Genomic DNA, 17,510 nt, shown 5'->3' with positions numbered 1-17,510 from the left:
GGTTGGCGATGCATCTCGGAAAGTATGCCAGCAGTTTTCCCCGGAGTCCCGGTGACGCTCCGAATTCGACCACTATCCGAGACTCGCGGCCATATATTGGACAGTCGGTCCGGATTCAGGCGTGCGGACCGACCGCCACGTCGCCCAGGGTGAGCGACGGTGTGCAGGCAAGGATCGCAGCCAACCGGTCCACCTCGGCGTCCAGCAGCGTGCGCCGGCGGCGATTCAGGCTGCCGAGGATCTCGACGGTGACCTGCAGTGTCCGGCCGGCCTTCTTCTGGTGCCAGACCCCGGCGACGATGCCGTCGATCAGCACGAGCGGGTAGTTGCCGGCCTGGCCGCGCGCGGTCGCCCTCGTGAAGGCCTTGCCGGGGAAGAGCAGTTCCCTCGGGTAGCTGCCGACGCCGTACGCGTCGAAGTACGGCAGCAGCCGCACGCCGTCTGCCCGGTCGTCCGGGAACTCGTCGCCAGGCGCATGCCAGACGGTCTGCCCGTCCAGCTCGGCCTGCGGGAGGTCGTCGAAGTACGGCCTGACGAACGTCGGCGTCGTCTTCAGCCAGCGGGCGAAGTGCTGCGGCGTGGCCGGTCCGTAGGCGTACAGGTAGCGGTGCAGGAGTTCGGTGAGCGCCTTCTCGGCCGGCAGCGGTTCGAAGGGCTTGATGCGGTGCGGGTTCGAGTATGTCGTGACGCGGCCGCGCATCGGGCCGTAGCAGAGGACACCGGCATTCGCCGCGTCCGAGATCGACTGCCGCCAGCGCGGCCAGTAGCCCTGGAACGCCGGCATGACGAGATCGCCGGCCCATGCGCCAGTACGCCGTACGACTTCGACCGTGAGCTCGTCGGCGGTCAGGTCATCGTGCGTGAGCGCAGCACCGATCGCGGTGATCACCTCGGCAGTCTGGCCGGGAGTCATCCGCATCGCCTCAGGCGCCTGGGCACCCCGCGGCAACGCGGACAGCGCGCCGGTCCACAACGGCAGGTCCTCGAGGGGCAGCAGGTGCACGGTCCCGCGTGGTCCGAACGTCTTCACCAGCCCGTCGGCCCGCTGCACGCTCTCCCGGGTAGCTCCGGCGACCCGCAGCGCCACCGACAGCTCCCCGGCCGCCAGGATCTGCGCGTGCGCCCCAGACATCGCGCGCACGGCGTCAACCGGTGTCGCAGCGGGCTCGGTGAGGTAGTGGCGCCGCATCCGCTGGGCGACGACGGCCTGCCAGGTGATTTCCATGGCTCCGACGCTAGAGGTCAAAGAGGACAGATCCTGACCGCTTAGTGCCAATGTGCGGCGACCAGATTCCAGATCACGCCGGCCAGCGCGTCCTTCGAGCCCGACGGCACCGGGAGTGCGTTGCCGTCGCGGTCGAGGATGACGGCCTCGTTGAGATCGCTGCCGAAGACCTTGCCGCCGGAGACGTCGTTCACGACGAGCAGATCGCAGCCCTTGCGCTCGAGCTTGGCGCGGCCCAGCTCCATCACGCTGTGCTCCGCGTCGCCGGTCTCCGCCGCGAAGCCGACGATCACCTGGTCGGCGCGGGCGCGGTCGTGCGAGATCGTCTGCAGGATGTCCGGGTTCTGCACCAGGTTGACCGCCGGGACCGAGCCGTCGGCGGTCTTCTTGATCTTGTGCTCGGCGACGTCGGCCGGGCGGAAGTCGGCCGGGGCCGCCGCCATCACGATCGCGTCCGCGTCACCCGCGCGGCCGGTGATCTCGTCGTACAGGTTCCGGGTGCTGGTCACCGGGACGACCTGGACGCCGGCCGGGTCGGGCAGCTCGGAGTTGGCCGCGACCAGCGTGACCTTGGCGCCCCGGGCGGCCGCGATCCGGGCGAGCGCGTAGCCCTGCTTGCCGGAGCTCGAGTTGCCGAGGTACCGGACCGGGTCGAGGTGTTCGCGTGTGCCGCCGGCGCTGATCAGGACGTGCTTGCCGGTCAGATCGGCGACCGACTGACCGGCCGCACGGGCGGCCTCGTCGGCGAGCATCAACTGACTGATCGCGAAGATCTCGGACGGCTCAGGCAGCCGGCCGCGCCCGGTGTCGGCGCCGGTCAGGCGGCCGACGGCGGGATCGAGGACGGTGATGCCGCGGGACCGCAGGGTCGCGACGTTGGCCTGGGTGGCCGGGTGCTCCCACATCTCGGTGTGCATCGCGGCCGCGAACAGGATCGGGCAGCGGGCGGTGAGCAGCGTGTTGGTGAGCAGGTCGTCGGCCAGGCCGTGGGCGGCCTTGGCGATCAGGTTGGCCGTCGCGGGGGCGACCACGACGAGCTCGGCCGCCTTGCCGATCCGGACGTGCGGGACCTCTTCGACGTTGTCGAACGGGTCGGCCGTCACCGGCTGCCCGGACAGCGCCGCCCAGGTCGCCGCGCCGACGAACTCCAGCGCGGCCGCCGTCGGCACCACCCGCACACTGTGGCCGGACTCGGTCAGCCGCCGGAGCAGATCACAGACCTTGTACGCCGCGATCCCGCCACCGACCCCGAGCACCACATTCGGCCGGGTCCTGGGCACGACGACAGCCCCCGGGCCGGTTGCGGCTCCGGGGGTTTCACCGGTTGCGGACATCTCCGTGGACTCCGTTTCCCGGTCGCCGGGTCAGGACTACTCGGACTTCTCCGCCGCGGCGGCTTCCGCCTCGGCCTCCGGGTCGATGTCGGTGCAGGTCAGCACGCCCTCGTTGATCTCGCGCATCGCGATCGACAGCGGCTTCTCCTGCACGTGCGTCTCGACCAGCGGCCCGACGTACTCCAGCAGGCCCTCGCCGAGCTGGGAGTAGTAGGCGTTGATCTGCCGCGCCCGCTTGGCCGAGTACAGCACGAGCTTGTACTTGGAGTCGGTGTGGGTGAGCAGGTCGTCGATCGGCGGCGAGGTGATGCCGATGGCGACGGGCTGGTTGCCAGACAAGTGTCAGCTCTTTTCAGAGATTTTGGGTGATCGAATCAACTTTACCAACTGATCGGCGGCTTCCCGAACCGACGCGTTCACGATCGTCACGTCGAACTCCTTCTCGGAGGCCAGTTCGAGGGTCGCGGTCTCCAGCCGGCGCTCGCGCTCCTCGACCGTTTCGGTGCCGCGGCCGACCAGACGCCGGACCAGCTCGTCCCAGGTCGGCGGGGCCAGGAAGACGAACTGCGCCTCCGGCATCGTCTCGCGGACCTGGCGGGCGCCCTGCAGGTCGATCTCCAACAGCGCCGGCCGGCCCTCGGCCAGTTTGTCGAGCACCGGCCGCTTCGGCGTCCCGTACCGGGCCGCCTTGTGCACGACGGCCCACTCGAGCAGCTCGCCGTCGGCGATCATCCGGTCGAACTCGGCATCGGACACGAACAGGTAGTGCACACCGTGCACCTCGGCCGGCCGGGGTTTGCGGGTCGTCGCGGACACCGAGATCCAGATGTCCGGGAACCGCTCGCGGATGTCCGCGGCGACGGTCCCCTTCCCGACCGCCGTCGGGCCGGCCAGCACGGTCAGCCGCGCGGGCCGCCCACCGCCGGCCGCGGGTCCTCCCGTCGCCGGCTCGTTCGTCGTGTTCTTCGGGTGCGTGGTCATCGTCACACCAGTGTCCAACGAGCCGGTCAGGGTTTCGGTCTGGCTCACTCGGCGAATTCGCGCTCGAGCGCGGCGATCTGGTTCGAGCCGAGGCCGCGCACCCGCCGCGTCTCCGAGATCCCCGCCCGATCCATGATCTGCTGGGCGCGCACCTTGCCGACGCCGGGGATGCACTGCAGCAGCGCGCTGACCCGCATCTTGCCGATCACGTCGTTCGTCTGCCCCTCGTGGAGCACCTCCGTCGGAGACGCTCCCGAATGCCGGATCCGGTTCTTGATCTCGGCTCGCTCACGCCGCGCCGCCGCGGCCTTGTCCAGAGCCGCCGCTCGCTGCTCCGGGGTCAAAGAAGGAAGTGGCACCGTCTCACCTGTCCCGTTGTATGGCTTCGCAAGGGAACCTAACACGGGTCCAGCCTCTGATCCGGCGCTGGTGAGCGGAGTCGGCGGCCAGGTGGCGGATTGGAACGATCGTATGATCAGTTCAGGGCGGGAACGTCGACCTTGCAGGAGTCTTTGGCGTGGCTGCTGATGGCCTTGTACGCCGTCATCACGCCGCCGGTCTCCTTGCTCAGCTTGGCCAGCTCGACCCGGTCCGAGCCCGCCTTCTGCGCCTTCTCGGCGAACGCCACCACAACGCCCCAGTCGTCCTTCACGGCGTCGGGCGCGGAGTCCTGCAACTTCTTTGCGTCGTCGAGGATCTTCACGTAGTCGGCCGGCTTCTGCGGGTCGACGTTCACCGCACCGGCGGCGTACTTGGCGAGATCCACACAGTAGGCCTGTTCATCGGTGCAGGCGGTCAACGTGGCGGCACCGGCGATCACGGTCAGGGCGAGGGCGAGTGTGCGCTTCACAGCCACGACGCTACCGGCGGTCACCAAACCATCCGAAACGAATACTTTCCGCAGCACATCCACGAAGCCGGACGGCGGGGACGGCCGCCGTCCTTTCCGCATCAGGCGTCGAGGTCGACCTTGCAGGTGTCCTTGGCCTGCTTGGTGATCGCTTCCATGGCCGGCGTGATCTTCTCGCCGTCGTTCTTGGCCAGCTCGGTCAGCTTGGCCGTGTCACCCTTGGCGTCCTGCGCCTTCTCGGCGTAGTCGATGACGGTCTTCCAGTCGTCCTTCAGGTCGTCCGGAGCCGACTTCGACACGCTCTTGGCCTGGTCGAGCATCTTGCCGACGGCGTCGGAGTCCTTGATGTCGAGGTTCTTCGCCGACTCGGCATACTTCTTCAGGTCGCCGCAGTAGTCGCCACCTGAGCAGGCCGTCAAGAGGCCGGCGCCGATTGTCACTACCGCCGCGAGGGCCGCCACCTTGCGCATTCCGATCCTTACTGTGTCGCGCGGGAAGATCGTCGCTCCCCGTCCGCGGACACCTTTCCGAACCGCGGGGTCAACGCCCCGGCTGGCACGCCGTGAACAACATCGCAGCGGCCGACTGGAACCGGGCTGTGATGTGGCGCGTCGCGCCGTACGCCGAACGAGATCGCCACCGCGTTGGCGGTCACGATCACGGCGATCGCCAGCCAGTCGAGCCTCCCGAGGTGCTGGTTCAGCACGACGAGCCCGACGAGGGCCGCGAGAACCGGGTTGACGCTCATGAACACCCCGAAGAACTGGGCCGGCACCCGCCGGAGCGTGAGCAGATCGACGAGGAACGGCACGGCACTCGACAGCACGCCCGCCACCAACGCGTACGCCGCGGCCGCGAGCGTCGGCGGGTGATGCCACAGCACGACCACGCCGACCGGGACATAGACCAGCCCGGACACCCCGGCCGCCGCGGCCGACCCCGTTGCTCCCGGCAACTCCCGTCCGACCACCCGGTTGAGCAGGATGTAGCAGGCCCAGCACACGGCCGCCAGCAACCCGAGCCCGACACCCAGGTAGTCCGTCGTCGCCTCAGGCCGCGTCAACAACACCACCGCCGGCGCGGCCGCGAGCGCACACAACAGGTCGGGCAGCCGCCGCGACCCCAGCAGCGCCACCGCCAGCGGCCCGAGAAACTCCAGCGTCACCGCCAGGCCGAGCCCGATCCGGTCGATCGCCGTGTACAGCGACACATTCATCACCGCGAACACGGCCGCCAGCCCCAGCACCACCCGCCACTGCCGCCCCGTAAAACTCCGCAGCCGAGGCCGCCCGACCGCCAGCAGCACGGCGCCGGCCATCCACTGCCGGATAGCCACCACACCCACGGGCCCGATGACCGGGAACGCCAGCGCGGCCACCGACGCGCCCACCTGGTTCGAGAGTCCGCTCCCGAGCATCATCAGTACCCCACCGAGCCTGCCTCTGCGCATGCTCCGAGCGTCAGGCCGCGGAGGTCGTCCGCAAAATGCATCGATGGGGTGATCTATACGCTGGGGTTATGGATCTCGAGGTCAGGCAGCTGCGGTGTCTGGTCGCGGTGATGGATGCGGGGACGTTTACGGATGCGGCCATCGAGTTAGGGGTGTCGCAGGCGGCGGTGTCGCGCACCGTGATGGCGCTGGAGCGGGAACTGGGCGTGCGGCTGCTGCATCGGACCAGTCGGTCGGTGACGCCGACGACCGCGGGAGTGCGGGTGCTGGCGCGGGCGCGGCAGGTGCTTGCCGAGCTCGATGAGTTGGTGATCGAGGCCACGAGCGGGCATTCGCGGTTGCGCATCGGGCACGCATGGTCGGCGTTGGGGCGGTTGACGACGGAGTTTCAGCGGCGGTGGGCCGGCGAGCATCCGGGGATCGAGCTGCAGCTGATCCGGACCAACACGGCGACGGGCGGCCTGGCGGAGGGACTGTGTGATCTCGCGGTGGTGCGGACACACATCGATCTGCGGCGGTTCGCGCACGTCACGGTGGCTCAGGAGCGGCGGTACGCCGCGTTGCCGGCCGACGACCCGCTGGCCAGGAAGCGAACGCTCACGCTCGGCGAACTCCGCGACCGCACACTGTCGATCGACCGCCGCACCGGCAGCACGACCGTGGACCTCTGGCCGGAGGAGGCGCGTCCGAAGATCGAGTACACCCACGACGTCGACGACTGGCTGGCCGCGATCGCCTCCGGGCGCTGCGTAGGTGTGACCCCGCAGGCGACGACCACGCAGTACCGCCGCGACGGCGTCGCCTACCGTCCACTCCGTGACGCTCCGCCGGTCGACGTACACCTGATCTGGCACCGTCAGGACCCGCACCCGGCGACAGAGGCAGCCGTCGCCCTGCTGACCAGCCTCTATCAGGAGTCGAGGAGCCCCATCAGCTGACGGAGGTCCTTGGCCTTCCACGGCACCACGCTGCGGACGTGGTCGATCCCGCCGACCGGCCAGCGCACGGCGATCCGCCGTACCTCCGGATCCTGGATCTCGGCAGCGAGCGCGCCGGGGAAGTCACCCCACACCACCTTGAACGGCCGGCCGCACATCCGCTCGATCCCGAGCTCCACCGGCGCTGTGATCTCCAGCCGGTTGTGCAACTCCCCCACGAGCCGATACACCGCCATCAGCGCCTGCTCGCGCTCCTGCCACGTCTCGGCTCGCAACACGTCGCGCAGAACCGGCTCCATCGACGGACCACAGGACAACCGGCTGAACGCCGTACCGAACCACTTCGAGTACGGCGCGTACACGCGCTCCATCAGGAAACACAACCGCATCAAGTCCTGCACGAGTTGCGCGCCGATCAGGGCGGACCCGAGCTCGTCGCCGACATAGCCGGACCGGCCGACCAGATTCATCTCCGGATGCACGCGCCACCACGTCGCGATCATCAGATAACGCCAGACGTCTTCCGGGTAATACGCCAGCCGATCACGCACGGATTGCACCCCGAGATCGTCGTGGAAGACCGCGCCCGCGGTGAACATGCGGAGCTTGTGCTCAGGGAACGTGAACCAGTCCCGCACCGCGAGGTCCTGGGCCGGATCGAATCCCAGTTGCTGCTCGAAATACGAGCGGATCGTGTGCACCTCGACAAGGGCCGGACGCCCGGCGAAGCGATCCGGCACCTCGGGTCGGCACGCGACTCCCGCCTCGACGAAGAGCAGGGTTCGCGCCTCGCAGTTGTGGTCCGTCGACATCTCGTCGTCGAACCCGAGCACCTCGGAGCCGCGGCCCAGCAGTGCCGCACTGTGCGGCACCGTCATGAGCGGACGCACCACTTCGCCGTAGAACCGCCGACACAATTCCAGACCTGGAGACATGTTGAGAAAGATCGCATGCGCGATCCGGTAAATGCAAGAAAAAACACCAAATGGCGCGAAATTGATTGCGCCATTTGGTAAATCAAATTCTACCGGATTTCACCGGCCTTTGTCAGTACCCCAGGACCGCCCGGAACCCGTCATTGGCCCGATCGGCCGCATCCTGCAGCGCCACGGCCGACGGCCCCGCGCCGAGGATCTCGCGCGAGCTCGACGGTACGACGTTCCGCACCGCCGGGCCGAACACCTTGACCAGCCCGTCCGCCGTACCGCCCTGGGCGCCGAGGCCCGGCGCGAGGAGCGGACCACGAATGTCCAGGTTCTCGTCGGTCGAGGCGATCGTCGCGCCGACGACGGCGCCGAACGACCCGAGGTCGTCGGCTTCCGCATTCAGCGCACGCAGGCCGTCCAGCACCGCGCCGGCGACGGTCGGACCATCGACCGTCCGCGCGGACTGGAACTGCGGCCCCTCCGGATTCGACGTCAGCGCCAGCACGAACAGCCCGGCGCCGGCCGAGCGCGCCACCTCGATCGCCGGCTGCAACGACCCGAACCCCAGGTAGGGGCTGACCGTCAGCGCGTCACACGCCAGCGGCCCCTTCTCCGCCAAGTACGCCGCCGCGTAGCCGGCCATCGTCGACCCGATGTCACCGCGCTTCGCGTCGATGATCACCAGCGCGCCGGCATCCCGCAGCCGGATCGTCGCTTGCTCGAGTACGGCGATCCCGGCCGACCCGAAGCGCTCGAAGAACGCGGACTGCGGCTTGAACACCGCGACCCGGTCGGCCAGCGCGTCCACCACGCCGTACGTGAAGGACGCCAGACCCTCCGCGGTGTCCGGGAGGCCCCACTGCTCGAGCAGGTGGGCGTGCGGGTCGATCCCCACGCACAGCGGGCCGCGGGTGTCCATGGCCGCCCGGAGCCGGGTGCCGAAGGGTTCGTTCCTCATGTCACTCCCGATGGGTCGGTGGCTCACGTCAGTCCTCGGTTGATGCGGCGGATCAGGCCGGGCCCGCGGTAGATCAGCCCGGTGTACACCTGGACCAGGTTGGCCCCGGCGTCGAACAGCCGCATCGCATCGGCGGGCTCGAGGATGCCGCCGACCCCGATGATCGGGAGCACTCCCCCGGTCTCCGCGTGGATGTGCGCGACCGTCTTGGCCGCGATCTCGGTCAGCGGCCGGCCGGACAACCCGCCGGCCTCCCCGGCGAGCGGGTGCGTCTCCACGCCCGGCCGCCCGATGGTCGTGTTGGTGGCGATGATCCCGGCGACGCCGACGTCGGTGCAGACCTGCAACAGCTCGTCGATCGCCTGGTCGGTCAGGTCCGGCGCGATCTTCACCAGGATCGGCTTCCCGCCCAGGCCACCAACGCTCAGCGAGGCCGCCTCGGCGTGCAGGGCGGTCAGCAGTTCACGCAGGTGTCCGGCGTCCTGGAGCGACCGCAGTCCCGGCGTGTTCGGCGACGACACGTTGACCGCGAAGTAGTCGCCGTACGCGGAGAGCCGCCGCAGTGAGGTCACGTAGTCCTCGACCGCGTCCTCGAGCGGAGTCACCTTCGACTTCCCGATCGAGATCCCCAGCGGATAACCCAGCTCGCCGTACGCCGCCAGCCGTGCGGCCAGCGCCTCAGAGCCGAGGTTGTTGAAGCCCATCCGGTTGATCACGGCCTCGTCCTCGACCAGCCGGAACAGCCGCGGCTTCTCGTTCCCCGGCTGCGGATGAGCGGTCACGGTGCCGACCTCGACGAAGCCGAAGCCGAGCGCGCGCCAGGCGGGCAGGGCGATCCCGTTCTTGTCCATCCCTGCGGCCAGACCGACCGGAGAGGGGAAACGGACGCCGAAGACCGTCCGAGGCGAGCCTGTCGGCAGCGCGCCGTACGTCCGGGACAGGGCCGCGACCGCGCCGGGGATCCGGCCGAGGCGGCGGAGGCCGTGCAGCGTCTGCTCGTGCGCGATCTCCGCGTCGCCGCGTCCCAGCCGGTACAGGACCGGCCGGACGACCCGCCTATACACCGCGGATCCTCGGCACCCAGTCCTGCAGCGACCGGACACCGATGTCCCCGGCCTGCTGCGCCTCGATCCCCTGGACGGCGGCCGCCAGCCCCTGCACCGTGGTGATGCACGGGATGTTGCGCGCCACCGCCGCACTCCGGATCTCGTAGCCGTCCAGCCGCGGCGACCCGCCCTTGGTGATCCCGATCGGCGTGTTGACGATCAGGTTCAGCTCGCCGTCCTGCACCATCTGGACGATCGTCGGCTCACCGTTCGGCCCCGGACCCTGGCTGCTCTTGCGGACCGTGACCGCCTCGACCCCGTTGCGCCGCAGGACGTCCGCCGTCCCTTCGGTCGCGTAGATCTGGAAGCCGAGATCCGCCAGCCGCTTCACCGGGAAGATCATGTGCCGCTTGTCCCGGTTGGCGACCGACACGAAGACCTTGCCCGAGCTCGGCAGCGGCTGTGACGCCCCGGCCTGCGACTTGGCGAACGCGGTCCCGAAGGTGTCGTCGATGCCCATCACCTCGCCGGTGGACCGCATCTCCGGCCCAAGCACAGTGTCGACCGACGCGCCGTCGATGGTCCGGAACCGGTTGAACGGCATCACGGCTTCCTTCACTGCGATCGGCGTCGAGGTCGGCAGGGTCCCACCGTCGCCCTCGGCCGGCAGCAGACCCTCGGTCCGCAGCTCGGAAATGGTTGCCCCGAGCATCACTCGGGCCGCCGCCTTGGCCAGCGGAGTCGCGGTCGCCTTCGACACGAAGGGCACCGTCCGCGAGGCGCGCGGGTTCGCCTCGAGGACGTAGAGCACGTCCCCGGCCAGCGCGTACTGCACGTTCAGCAGCCCGCGGACGCCGACCCCACGGGCGATCGCCTCGGTCGACGTCCGGATCTTCTCGATGTCGGCGTTCCCGAGCGTGATCGGCGGCAGCGCACACGACGAGTCGCCCGAGTGCACCCCGGCCTCCTCGATGTGCTCCATCACGCCGCCGAGGAACAACTCGTCGCCGTCGAACAGCCCGTCCACGTCGATCTCGACCGCGTCGTCGAGGAACCGGTCGATCAGCACCGGATGCTCCCACGAGCCGTACCCGGCGCTCAGCCGGTTCAGCGCCGCGGTCAGCTCCGCCTCGCTGTAGACGATCTCCATGCCGCGACCGCCCAGCACGTACGACGGCCGCACCAGCACCGGGTAGCCGATCTCGGTGGCGATCAACTGCGCCTCGTCGAAGGACATCGCCGTACCGTGCTTGGGCGCCGGCAGCGCCGCCTCGGCGAGCACCTTGCCGAACGCACCCCGTTCTTCCGCGAGATGGATCGCGGCCGGCGACGTCCCGACGATCGGTACGCCGGCATCCGCGAGCCGCTGGGCCAACCCGAGCGGGGTCTGGCCACCGAGCTGCACGATCACCCCGGCGACCGGGCCGGCCTGCATCTCGGCGTACACGATCTCGAGAACGTCCTCGCAGGTGAGCGGCTCGAAGTACAGCCGGTCGGAGGTGTCGTAGTCGGTCGAGACCGTCTCCGGGTTGCAGTTGACCATCACCGTGCAGTAGCCGGCCTCGCGCAGCGCCATCGACGCGTGCACACAGGAGTAGTCGAACTCGATCCCCTGGCCGATCCGGTTCGGCCCGGAGCCGAGGATCAGCACGGCCGGGGTCTCACGCGGTGCGACTTCCGTCTCCTCGTCGTACGACGAGTAGTGGTACGGCGTCTCGGCCTTGAACTCGGCCGCACAGGTGTCGACCGTCTTGTAGACCGGCCGGATCCCGAGCGCCTGCCGGACCCCGCGGACGACGTCCTCGGTCAGCCCGCGGATCTCGGCCAGCTGCAGATCCGAGAACCCGTGCCGCTTGGCCAGCTTGATCACCTCCGGCGTCAGCCGCGGTGCGGCCGACACCTGGAGTGCGGTCTCGTGGATCAGATAGAGCTGGTCCACGAACCAGGGATCAATGCGAGTGGAGTCGAAGATCTGCTCCGGCGTCGCGCCGGCCCGGATCGCGTCCATGATGGTCCGCAGCCGGCCGTCGTGCGGCGTCTTGATTGCCTCCAGCAACGGCTCGAGGTCGGTCGACGGCGACCCGGCCCAGGAGAACCGGGCCTCCGGCTTCTCCAGCGAGCGGAGCGCCTTCTGCAGCGCCTCGGTGTAGTTGCGGCCGATGGCCATCGCCTCGCCGACGCTCTTCATGTGCGTGGTCAGCGTCGCGTCCGCGGCCGGGAACTTCTCGAACGCGAACCGCGGCACCTTCACCACCACGTAGTCCAGCGTCGGCTCGAAGCTGGCCGGCGTCTGCCGGGTGATGTCGTTCGGGATCTCGTCCAGGGTGTAGCCGATGGCAACCTTCGCCGCGATCTTGGCGATCGGGAAGCCGGTCGCCTTCGACGCCAGCGCGGACGAGCGCGAGACCCGCGGGTTCATCTCGATCACGATCAGCCGGCCGTCGTCGGGGTTCACCGCGAACTGGATGTTGCAGCCGCCGGTGTCGACCCCGACCTCGCGAATGATGCCGATGGCAAGATCCCGCATCACCTGGTACTCACGGTCGGTCAGTGTCATCGCCGGCGCGACCGTGACCGAGTCGCCGGTGTGCACGCCCATCGGGTCGACGTTCTCGATCGAGCAGATGATCACGACGTTGTCGGCCTTGTCGCGCATCACCTCCAGCTCGTACTCCTTCCAGCCGAGGATCGATTCCTCGATCAGCACCTCGGTGGTCGGGCTGGCGCGCAGTCCGGCGCCGGCGATCCGGCGCAGGTCGGCTTCGTCGTACGCCATCCCGGAGCCGACGCCGCCCATCGTGAACGACGGCCGCACGACCAGCGGGTAGCCGAGCTCGGCGGCCGCACCCATCACGTCGTCCAGGGTGTGGCAGATCCGCGACCGCGCGACGTTCGCGCCGAGCTTCTCGACGATGTGCTTGAACGACTCCCGGTTCTCACCGCGCTGGATCGCGTCGACGGACGCGCCGATCAGCTCGACGCCGTACTTCTCCAGGACGCCGTTGTCGTGCAGGGCGATCGCCGCGTTCAGCGCGGTCTGGCCGCCCAGCGTGGCGAGCAGCGCGTTCGGGCGCTCCTTCTCGATCACCTTCTCGACGAACTCCGGCGTGATCGGCTCGACGTAGGTCGCGTCGGCGAACTCCGGATCGGTCATGATCGTGGCCGGGTTGGAGTTCACCAGGACGACCCGGAAGCCCTCTTCGCGCAACACGCGACAGGCCTGGGTGCCGGAGTAGTCGAACTCGCAGGCCTGCCCGATCACGATCGGGCCGGAGCCGATCACCAGGACCGACTCGATGTCTGTACGCCGCGGCATCAGACCCGTCCTTCCATCAGTTCTACGAACCGGTCGAACAGGTAGGCCGAATCGTGAGGCCCTGCTGCCGCTTCAGGGTGGTACTGCACGGAGAACGCGAGCACCCGGCCGTCGCGACCGGTGAGCTTGAGCCCTTCGACGACGTTGTCGTTCAAGGACACATGCGACACCTCAGCCGTGCCGTACGGAGTCTCCACCGTCTCGTCGAGCGGCGCGTCCACCGCGAACCCGTGGTTCTGGGCGGTGATCTCCACCTTGCCGGTGGCCCGGTCGAGCACCGGCTGGTTGATCCCCCGGTGGCCGTACTTGAGCTTGAACGTGCCCAGGCCGAGCGCCCGGCCGAACACCTGGTTGCCGAAGCAGATCCCGAAGTACGGCTTCCCCCGCTGCAGCAGGGCCTTGAGCAGCTCCGTCGGGTGCTCGGTGGTCTCCGGGTCGCCGGGACCGTTGCTCATGAAGATGCCGTCCGGGTCGACCGCGAGGACCTCGTCGAGCGTCGCGGTGGCCGGCAGCACGTGCACCTCGATGCCGCGCTCGGCCATCCGCTTCGGCGTCATCGACTTGATCCCGAGGTCGAGGGCGACCACGGTGAACCGCTTCTCCTCTTCGGCCGGAACGACGTACGTCGCAGCCGTGGTGACCTCGTCGGCAAGGTCCGCCCCGACCATCGGCGGCTGCTCGAGCACCTTCGTCAGCAGCTGGGAGGGGTCCAGGATATCGGTCGAGATCCCGGCCCGCATCGCGCCGCGCTCGCGCAGGTGCCGGGTCAGCGCGCGGGTGTCGATACCCGAGATCCCGACGATGCCCTGACCCTTGAGCTGGTCGTCGAGGGACCGGGTCGCGCGCCAGTTCGACGGCACCCGGGCCGGGTCGCGGACGACGTACCCCGCGACCCAGATCCGCTGTGATTCGTCGTCCTCGTCGTTCACCCCGGTGTTGCCGATGTGCGGCGCGGTCTGGGTGACGATCTGACGGTGGTACGACGGGTCGGTCAGCGTCTCCTGGTAGCCGGTCATGCCGGTGGTGAACACCGCCTCGCCGAAGGTCTCTCCGGTCGCCCCGTACGACGTACCGGCGAACGACCGGCCGTCCTCCAGGACCAGCAATGCAGGCTGGCTCATGTCTGCTCGGCTCCGATCAGAGTTGCGATGGATTCGGTCAAGGGGGCGGTGTCGGCCTTGCGGCGGGGCCGGAAGCCGGTGTCCAGCGCGCGGCCGTCGTGGTTCCAGGTGACCACCACCAGGCCCGACTTCTCAGCGGTCACCTTGCCGGCGATCCCGCGGTCGGTCCGGACGCCGGTCAGGTGATCCGCGGGAATGAACACATCCGCCGCACCCTGCCGGTGGAAGATCAGGCCGGCCTCACTGACGGCCAGGTCCGCGGTACTGCGGACGCCCAGTTCGTGCACGGCGATCCGGTCCATCCAGTCGCCGGCCGACGTGGTGGCGACGTACACACCTTCCACGCCCCGCGTCCTGCCTTCGGGCACCGCGGGCAGCGGCGCGAGATCGGCCTGCCGGGACTTGCGGTTCCGCCAGCCCCGGTACATGCCGTAGTAGGCAGCCGCCAGGATCAGCAGCGTGCCGAGAATGCCGAGGAACGCCTTCACCTGGCCAGCTTCCCGTCCAGGACGGTCGCCGTACCCTTGCGGAACGTCGCGACCACCTTGCCCGGCAGCGTCATCCCGTCGAACGGCGTGTTCCGCGACAGCGACGCCGACTCCTGGGGCACGACCGTCCGCACGACCGCCGGATCCACCAGGACGAGGTTGGCCGGGCTCCCCGCCTCCAGGGGCCGGCCGTGGTCGCCGATCTGGCCGATCGCGGCCGGCCGGTAGCTCATCCGGTCCGCGACCTCCGCCCAGGTCAGCAGCTTGGTGTCGACCATCGCGTGCTGGACCACGCTGAGCGCGGTCTCGAGGCCGAGCATGCCGGGCGCGGCCGCGCTCCACTCGCAGTCCTTGTCCTCGACCGGGTGCGGCGCGTGGTCGGTGGCGACGATGTCGATCGTGCCGTCGGCCAGGCCCTCGCGGACCGCCTCGACGTCCTCCCTGGTCCGCAGCGGCGGGTTCACCTTGAAGACCGGGTTGTACGACGCGGCCAGGTCCTCGGTCAGCAGCAGGTGGTGCGGCGTCACCTCGGCGGTCACGTCGAGCCCGCGGCGCTTCGCCGCCCGGACGATCTCCACCGAGCCCTTGGTGGACAGGTGGCAGATGTGCAGCTTCGAGCCGACGTGCGCGTTCAGCAGGACGTCGCGGGCGATGATCGCTTCCTCGGCGACACTCGGCCAGCCGGTCAGGCCGAGGACGCCGGACAGCGCGCCCTCGTTCATCTGCGCGCCCTGGGTGAGCCGCGGCTCCTGTGCGTGCTGGGCGATCGTGCCGCCGAAGGCCTTCACGTACTCGAGGGCGCGCCGCATCAAGGCGGCGTCCCAGACGCAGTCGCCGTCGTCGGAGAAGACCCGCACGCGGGCCGCCGAGTCCGCCATCGCGCCGAGCTCGGCGAGCTGCGTCCCCTTCCGGCCGACCGTGACCGCGCCGATCGGGTAGACGTCGGCGTACCCGGCTTCGCGGCCGAGGCGCCAGACCTGCTCGACCACCCCGGCGGTGTCGGCCACCGGGTCGGTGTTGGCCATTGCGAAGACCGCCGTGAACCCGCCCAGGGCGGCGGCCCGGGTGCCGGTGAGGACGGTCTCGGCGTCCTCCCGGCCGGGCTCCCGCAGGTGCGTGTGCAGGTCGACCAGTCCCGGGAGCGCGATCAGCCCCGCGGCGTCGATCGTCTCGACCTCGCCCGGCGTCTCCAGGTTGGTGCCGACGGCAACGATCTCGCCGTTGTCGATCAGCAGGTCCGCCACCTCACCGCCCAGGATCTTCGCTCCGGTGATCAGGTACACGGTCATGCCGTCTGCTCCTCAGTCGTGTCGTTGCTGCCCGAGAGCAGCAGGTAAAGGACGGCCATCCGGATGGCCACGCCGTTGGTGACCTGCTCGACGATGACCGAGCGGGTGGAGTCGGCCACGTCGGCGCTGATCTCCATGCCGCGGTTCATCGGGCCGGGGTGCAGCACGATCGCGTCGTCCGGCAGTTGCGCCATCCGGTGGACGTCGAGACCGTAGCGGCGGGTGTACTCGCGGGCGCTCGGGAAGAACGCGTCGTTCATCCGCTCCCGCTGCACCCGCAGCATCATCACCGCGTCGCTCTTGGCCAGCGCGGCGTCCAGGTCGTACGACGTGGCGCACGGCCAGTTCGTCATGTCGACGGGCAGCAGCGTCGGCGGCGCGACCACCGTGACCTCGGCGCCGAGCGTCGACAGCAGCAGCACGTTCGACCGGGCGACGCGGGAGTGCAGGACGTCGCCGACGATCGTGATCCGGCGGCCGTCCAGCGCACCGAGGTGCCGCCGCATCGTGAACGCGTCGAGCAGCGCCTGGGTCGGGTGCTCATGGGTGCCGTCGCCGGCGTTGACCACCGCCCCGGTCATCCAGCCCGAGGTCGCCAGCAGGTGCGGTGCCCCGGAGGATCCGTGCCGGCAGACCACGCCGTCGGCGCCCATCGCCTGCAGCGTGAGGGCGGTGTCCTTGAGGCTCTCCCCCTTGCTCACGCTGGAGCCCTTGGCGGAGAAGTTGATCACGTCCGCCGACAGCCGCTTGGCGGCGGCCTCGAACGAGATCCGGGTCCGGGTGGAGTCCTCGAAGAACAGGTTCACCACGGTCCGGCCGCGCAGGGCCGGCAGTTTCTTGATCGGGCGGTCGGCCAGCGACCGCATCTCCTCGGCGGTGTCCAGGATCAGGTTCGCCTCGTCCCGACTCAGATCCCCCGCACTCAGCAAGTGCCTCATCACGCCTTCACCCCCGCCGTCGTCTTGTCTGCGATCAGCACCGCGTCGGCACCGTCGTACTCGGTCAGGTGGACGGTGACCCGCTCGACCAGGGAGGTCGGCAGGTTCTTGCCCACGTAGTCGGCGCGAATGGGCAGTTCGCGGTGGCCGCGGTCGACAAGCACCGCGAGTTGGACGGCGCGCGGCCGGCCGATGTCGCCGATGGCGTCCAGGGCCGCGCGGATGGTGCGGCCGGAGAACAGCACATCGTCGACCAGCACGACGACCTTGCCGTCGATACCGCCCGCCGGGATGTCGGTGTGTTCCAGGCCACGGGGTGGTTTGAGGCCGATGTCGTCGCGGTACATCGTCACATCGAGTGACCCTGTCGGCACACTCTGCCCCTCGACCGCCGCGATCCGGGCGGAGATGCGTGCGGCCAGGCCGACGCCTCGGGTGGGGATGCCGAGCAGGACGACCGGGTCGGCGCCGCGGTTGCGCTCGAGGATCTCGTGCGCGATCCGGGTCAACGCCCGGGAAATGTCGGAAGCGTCCAGGACCTCGCGCGGCGCCGGTTGGGGCGCGGCGTTGTGGGCATGGTTCATCGCAACCGTTCCTCCTTTCCCGCCTCTCTGGACGGGTCTTTAAAGCAGGTTCGGACCGCTTGACAT

Annotated in this window: 18 protein-coding genes; 1 reads left to right on the top strand and 17 read right to left on the bottom strand. The window is 69.4% G+C overall.

Annotation, left to right across the window (positions count from 1 at the left end):
* Positions 1–115: 115 nt before the first annotated feature.
* The 8 genes from OG876_RS30200 to OG876_RS30165 form a co-directional block, all read right to left on the bottom strand.
* A complete protein-coding gene (locus tag OG876_RS30200) occupies positions 116–1,225 on the bottom strand; it encodes a winged helix DNA-binding domain-containing protein (protein ID WP_328520045.1) in 1,110 nt (369 codons plus the stop codon).
* A 41-nt stretch (positions 1,226–1,266) separates the two neighbouring features.
* The gene (gene coaBC, locus OG876_RS30195; RefSeq protein ID WP_328520044.1) at positions 1,267–2,559 is read right to left on the bottom strand and encodes a bifunctional phosphopantothenoylcysteine decarboxylase/phosphopantothenate--cysteine ligase CoaBC; all 1,293 of its coding nucleotides are present in this window, start codon (positions 2,557–2,559) and stop codon (positions 1,267–1,269) included.
* Positions 2,560–2,595: 36 nt separating this feature from the next.
* Entirely contained in the window at positions 2,596–2,898 is a 303-nt protein-coding gene (gene rpoZ, locus OG876_RS30190; protein WP_325039561.1) for a DNA-directed RNA polymerase subunit omega, read from the bottom strand.
* A gap of 3 nt (positions 2,899–2,901) precedes the next feature.
* Positions 2,902–3,540 (bottom strand): guanylate kinase, encoded by a 639-nt coding sequence (gene gmk / locus OG876_RS30185; RefSeq protein WP_442914192.1) that lies wholly within the window; start codon positions 3,538–3,540, stop codon positions 2,902–2,904.
* 44 nt (positions 3,541–3,584) lie between these two features.
* A complete protein-coding gene (gene mihF / locus OG876_RS30180) occupies positions 3,585–3,899 on the bottom strand; it encodes an integration host factor, actinobacterial type (RefSeq protein WP_328520042.1) in 315 nt (104 codons plus the stop codon).
* 116 nt (positions 3,900–4,015) lie between these two features.
* Positions 4,016–4,390 carry a hypothetical protein gene (locus tag OG876_RS30175; protein WP_328520041.1) on the bottom strand — a complete coding sequence of 125 codons (375 nt, stop codon included), beginning with the start codon at positions 4,388–4,390 and terminating at the stop codon, positions 4,016–4,018.
* Between the two features lie 101 nt (positions 4,391–4,491).
* A complete protein-coding gene (locus OG876_RS30170) occupies positions 4,492–4,860 on the bottom strand; it encodes a hypothetical protein (RefSeq protein WP_328520040.1) in 369 nt (122 codons plus the stop codon).
* 8 nt (positions 4,861–4,868) lie between these two features.
* Positions 4,869–5,840, bottom strand: a complete 972-nt coding sequence (locus tag OG876_RS30165) for an EamA family transporter (RefSeq protein ID WP_328520039.1) — start codon at positions 5,838–5,840, stop codon at positions 4,869–4,871.
* A 68-nt stretch (positions 5,841–5,908) separates the two neighbouring features.
* On the opposite strand from OG876_RS30165, the gene OG876_RS30160 reads away from it, so the two are divergent.
* Entirely contained in the window at positions 5,909–6,778 is an 870-nt protein-coding gene (locus OG876_RS30160) for a LysR family transcriptional regulator (RefSeq protein ID WP_328520038.1), read from the top strand.
* On the opposite strand, the gene OG876_RS30155 is transcribed toward OG876_RS30160, so the two are convergent.
* From OG876_RS30155 to pyrR, 9 genes are all read right to left on the bottom strand, one after another.
* On the bottom strand, positions 6,751–7,656 hold the full coding sequence (locus tag OG876_RS30155; RefSeq protein ID WP_328520037.1) for a DUF4037 domain-containing protein: 906 nt from the start codon (positions 7,654–7,656) through the stop codon (positions 6,751–6,753). The genes OG876_RS30160 and OG876_RS30155 overlap by 28 nt on opposite strands.
* A 169-nt stretch (positions 7,657–7,825) precedes the next feature.
* Positions 7,826–8,662 carry an orotidine-5'-phosphate decarboxylase gene (pyrF, locus tag OG876_RS30150; protein ID WP_328520036.1) on the bottom strand — a complete coding sequence of 279 codons (837 nt, stop codon included), beginning with the start codon at positions 8,660–8,662 and terminating at the stop codon, positions 7,826–7,828.
* A 23-nt stretch (positions 8,663–8,685) separates the two neighbouring features.
* Complete coding sequence (locus tag OG876_RS30145; RefSeq protein ID WP_328520035.1) at positions 8,686–9,726, bottom strand: quinone-dependent dihydroorotate dehydrogenase; 1,041 nt, start codon at positions 9,724–9,726, stop codon at positions 8,686–8,688.
* Positions 9,719–13,024, bottom strand: coding sequence for a carbamoyl-phosphate synthase large subunit (gene carB / locus OG876_RS30140; protein WP_328520034.1), 3,306 nt, complete (start codon positions 13,022–13,024; stop codon positions 9,719–9,721). The genes OG876_RS30145 and carB overlap by 8 nt, the downstream gene beginning before the upstream one ends.
* Positions 13,024–14,145, bottom strand: coding sequence for a glutamine-hydrolyzing carbamoyl-phosphate synthase small subunit (carA, locus tag OG876_RS30135; protein WP_328520033.1), 1,122 nt, complete (start codon positions 14,143–14,145; stop codon positions 13,024–13,026). Before carA ends, carB begins: the two co-directional genes overlap by 1 nt.
* Positions 14,142–14,633, bottom strand: coding sequence for a PH-like domain-containing protein (locus OG876_RS30130; RefSeq protein WP_328520032.1), 492 nt, complete (start codon positions 14,631–14,633; stop codon positions 14,142–14,144). The genes carA and OG876_RS30130 overlap by 4 nt, the downstream gene beginning before the upstream one ends.
* Positions 14,630–15,922, bottom strand: coding sequence for a dihydroorotase (locus OG876_RS30125; protein ID WP_328520031.1), 1,293 nt, complete (start codon positions 15,920–15,922; stop codon positions 14,630–14,632). The genes OG876_RS30130 and OG876_RS30125 overlap by 4 nt, the downstream gene beginning before the upstream one ends.
* A complete protein-coding gene (locus OG876_RS30120; protein ID WP_328520030.1) occupies positions 15,919–16,860 on the bottom strand; it encodes an aspartate carbamoyltransferase catalytic subunit in 942 nt (313 codons plus the stop codon). The genes OG876_RS30125 and OG876_RS30120 overlap by 4 nt, the downstream gene beginning before the upstream one ends.
* A complete protein-coding gene (pyrR, locus tag OG876_RS30115) occupies positions 16,860–17,444 on the bottom strand; it encodes a bifunctional pyr operon transcriptional regulator/uracil phosphoribosyltransferase PyrR (RefSeq protein ID WP_328520029.1) in 585 nt (194 codons plus the stop codon). The genes OG876_RS30120 and pyrR overlap by 1 nt, the downstream gene beginning before the upstream one ends.
* Between the last annotated feature and the right edge of the window lie 66 nt (positions 17,445–17,510).

Origin of the sequence: Kribbella sp. NBC_00359 (assembly GCF_036097425.1) — a bacterium.
Taxonomy (GTDB): Bacteria; Actinomycetota; Actinomycetes; order Propionibacteriales; family Kribbellaceae; genus Kribbella.
This window is presented reverse-complemented; position numbering and strand designations above follow the sequence as displayed.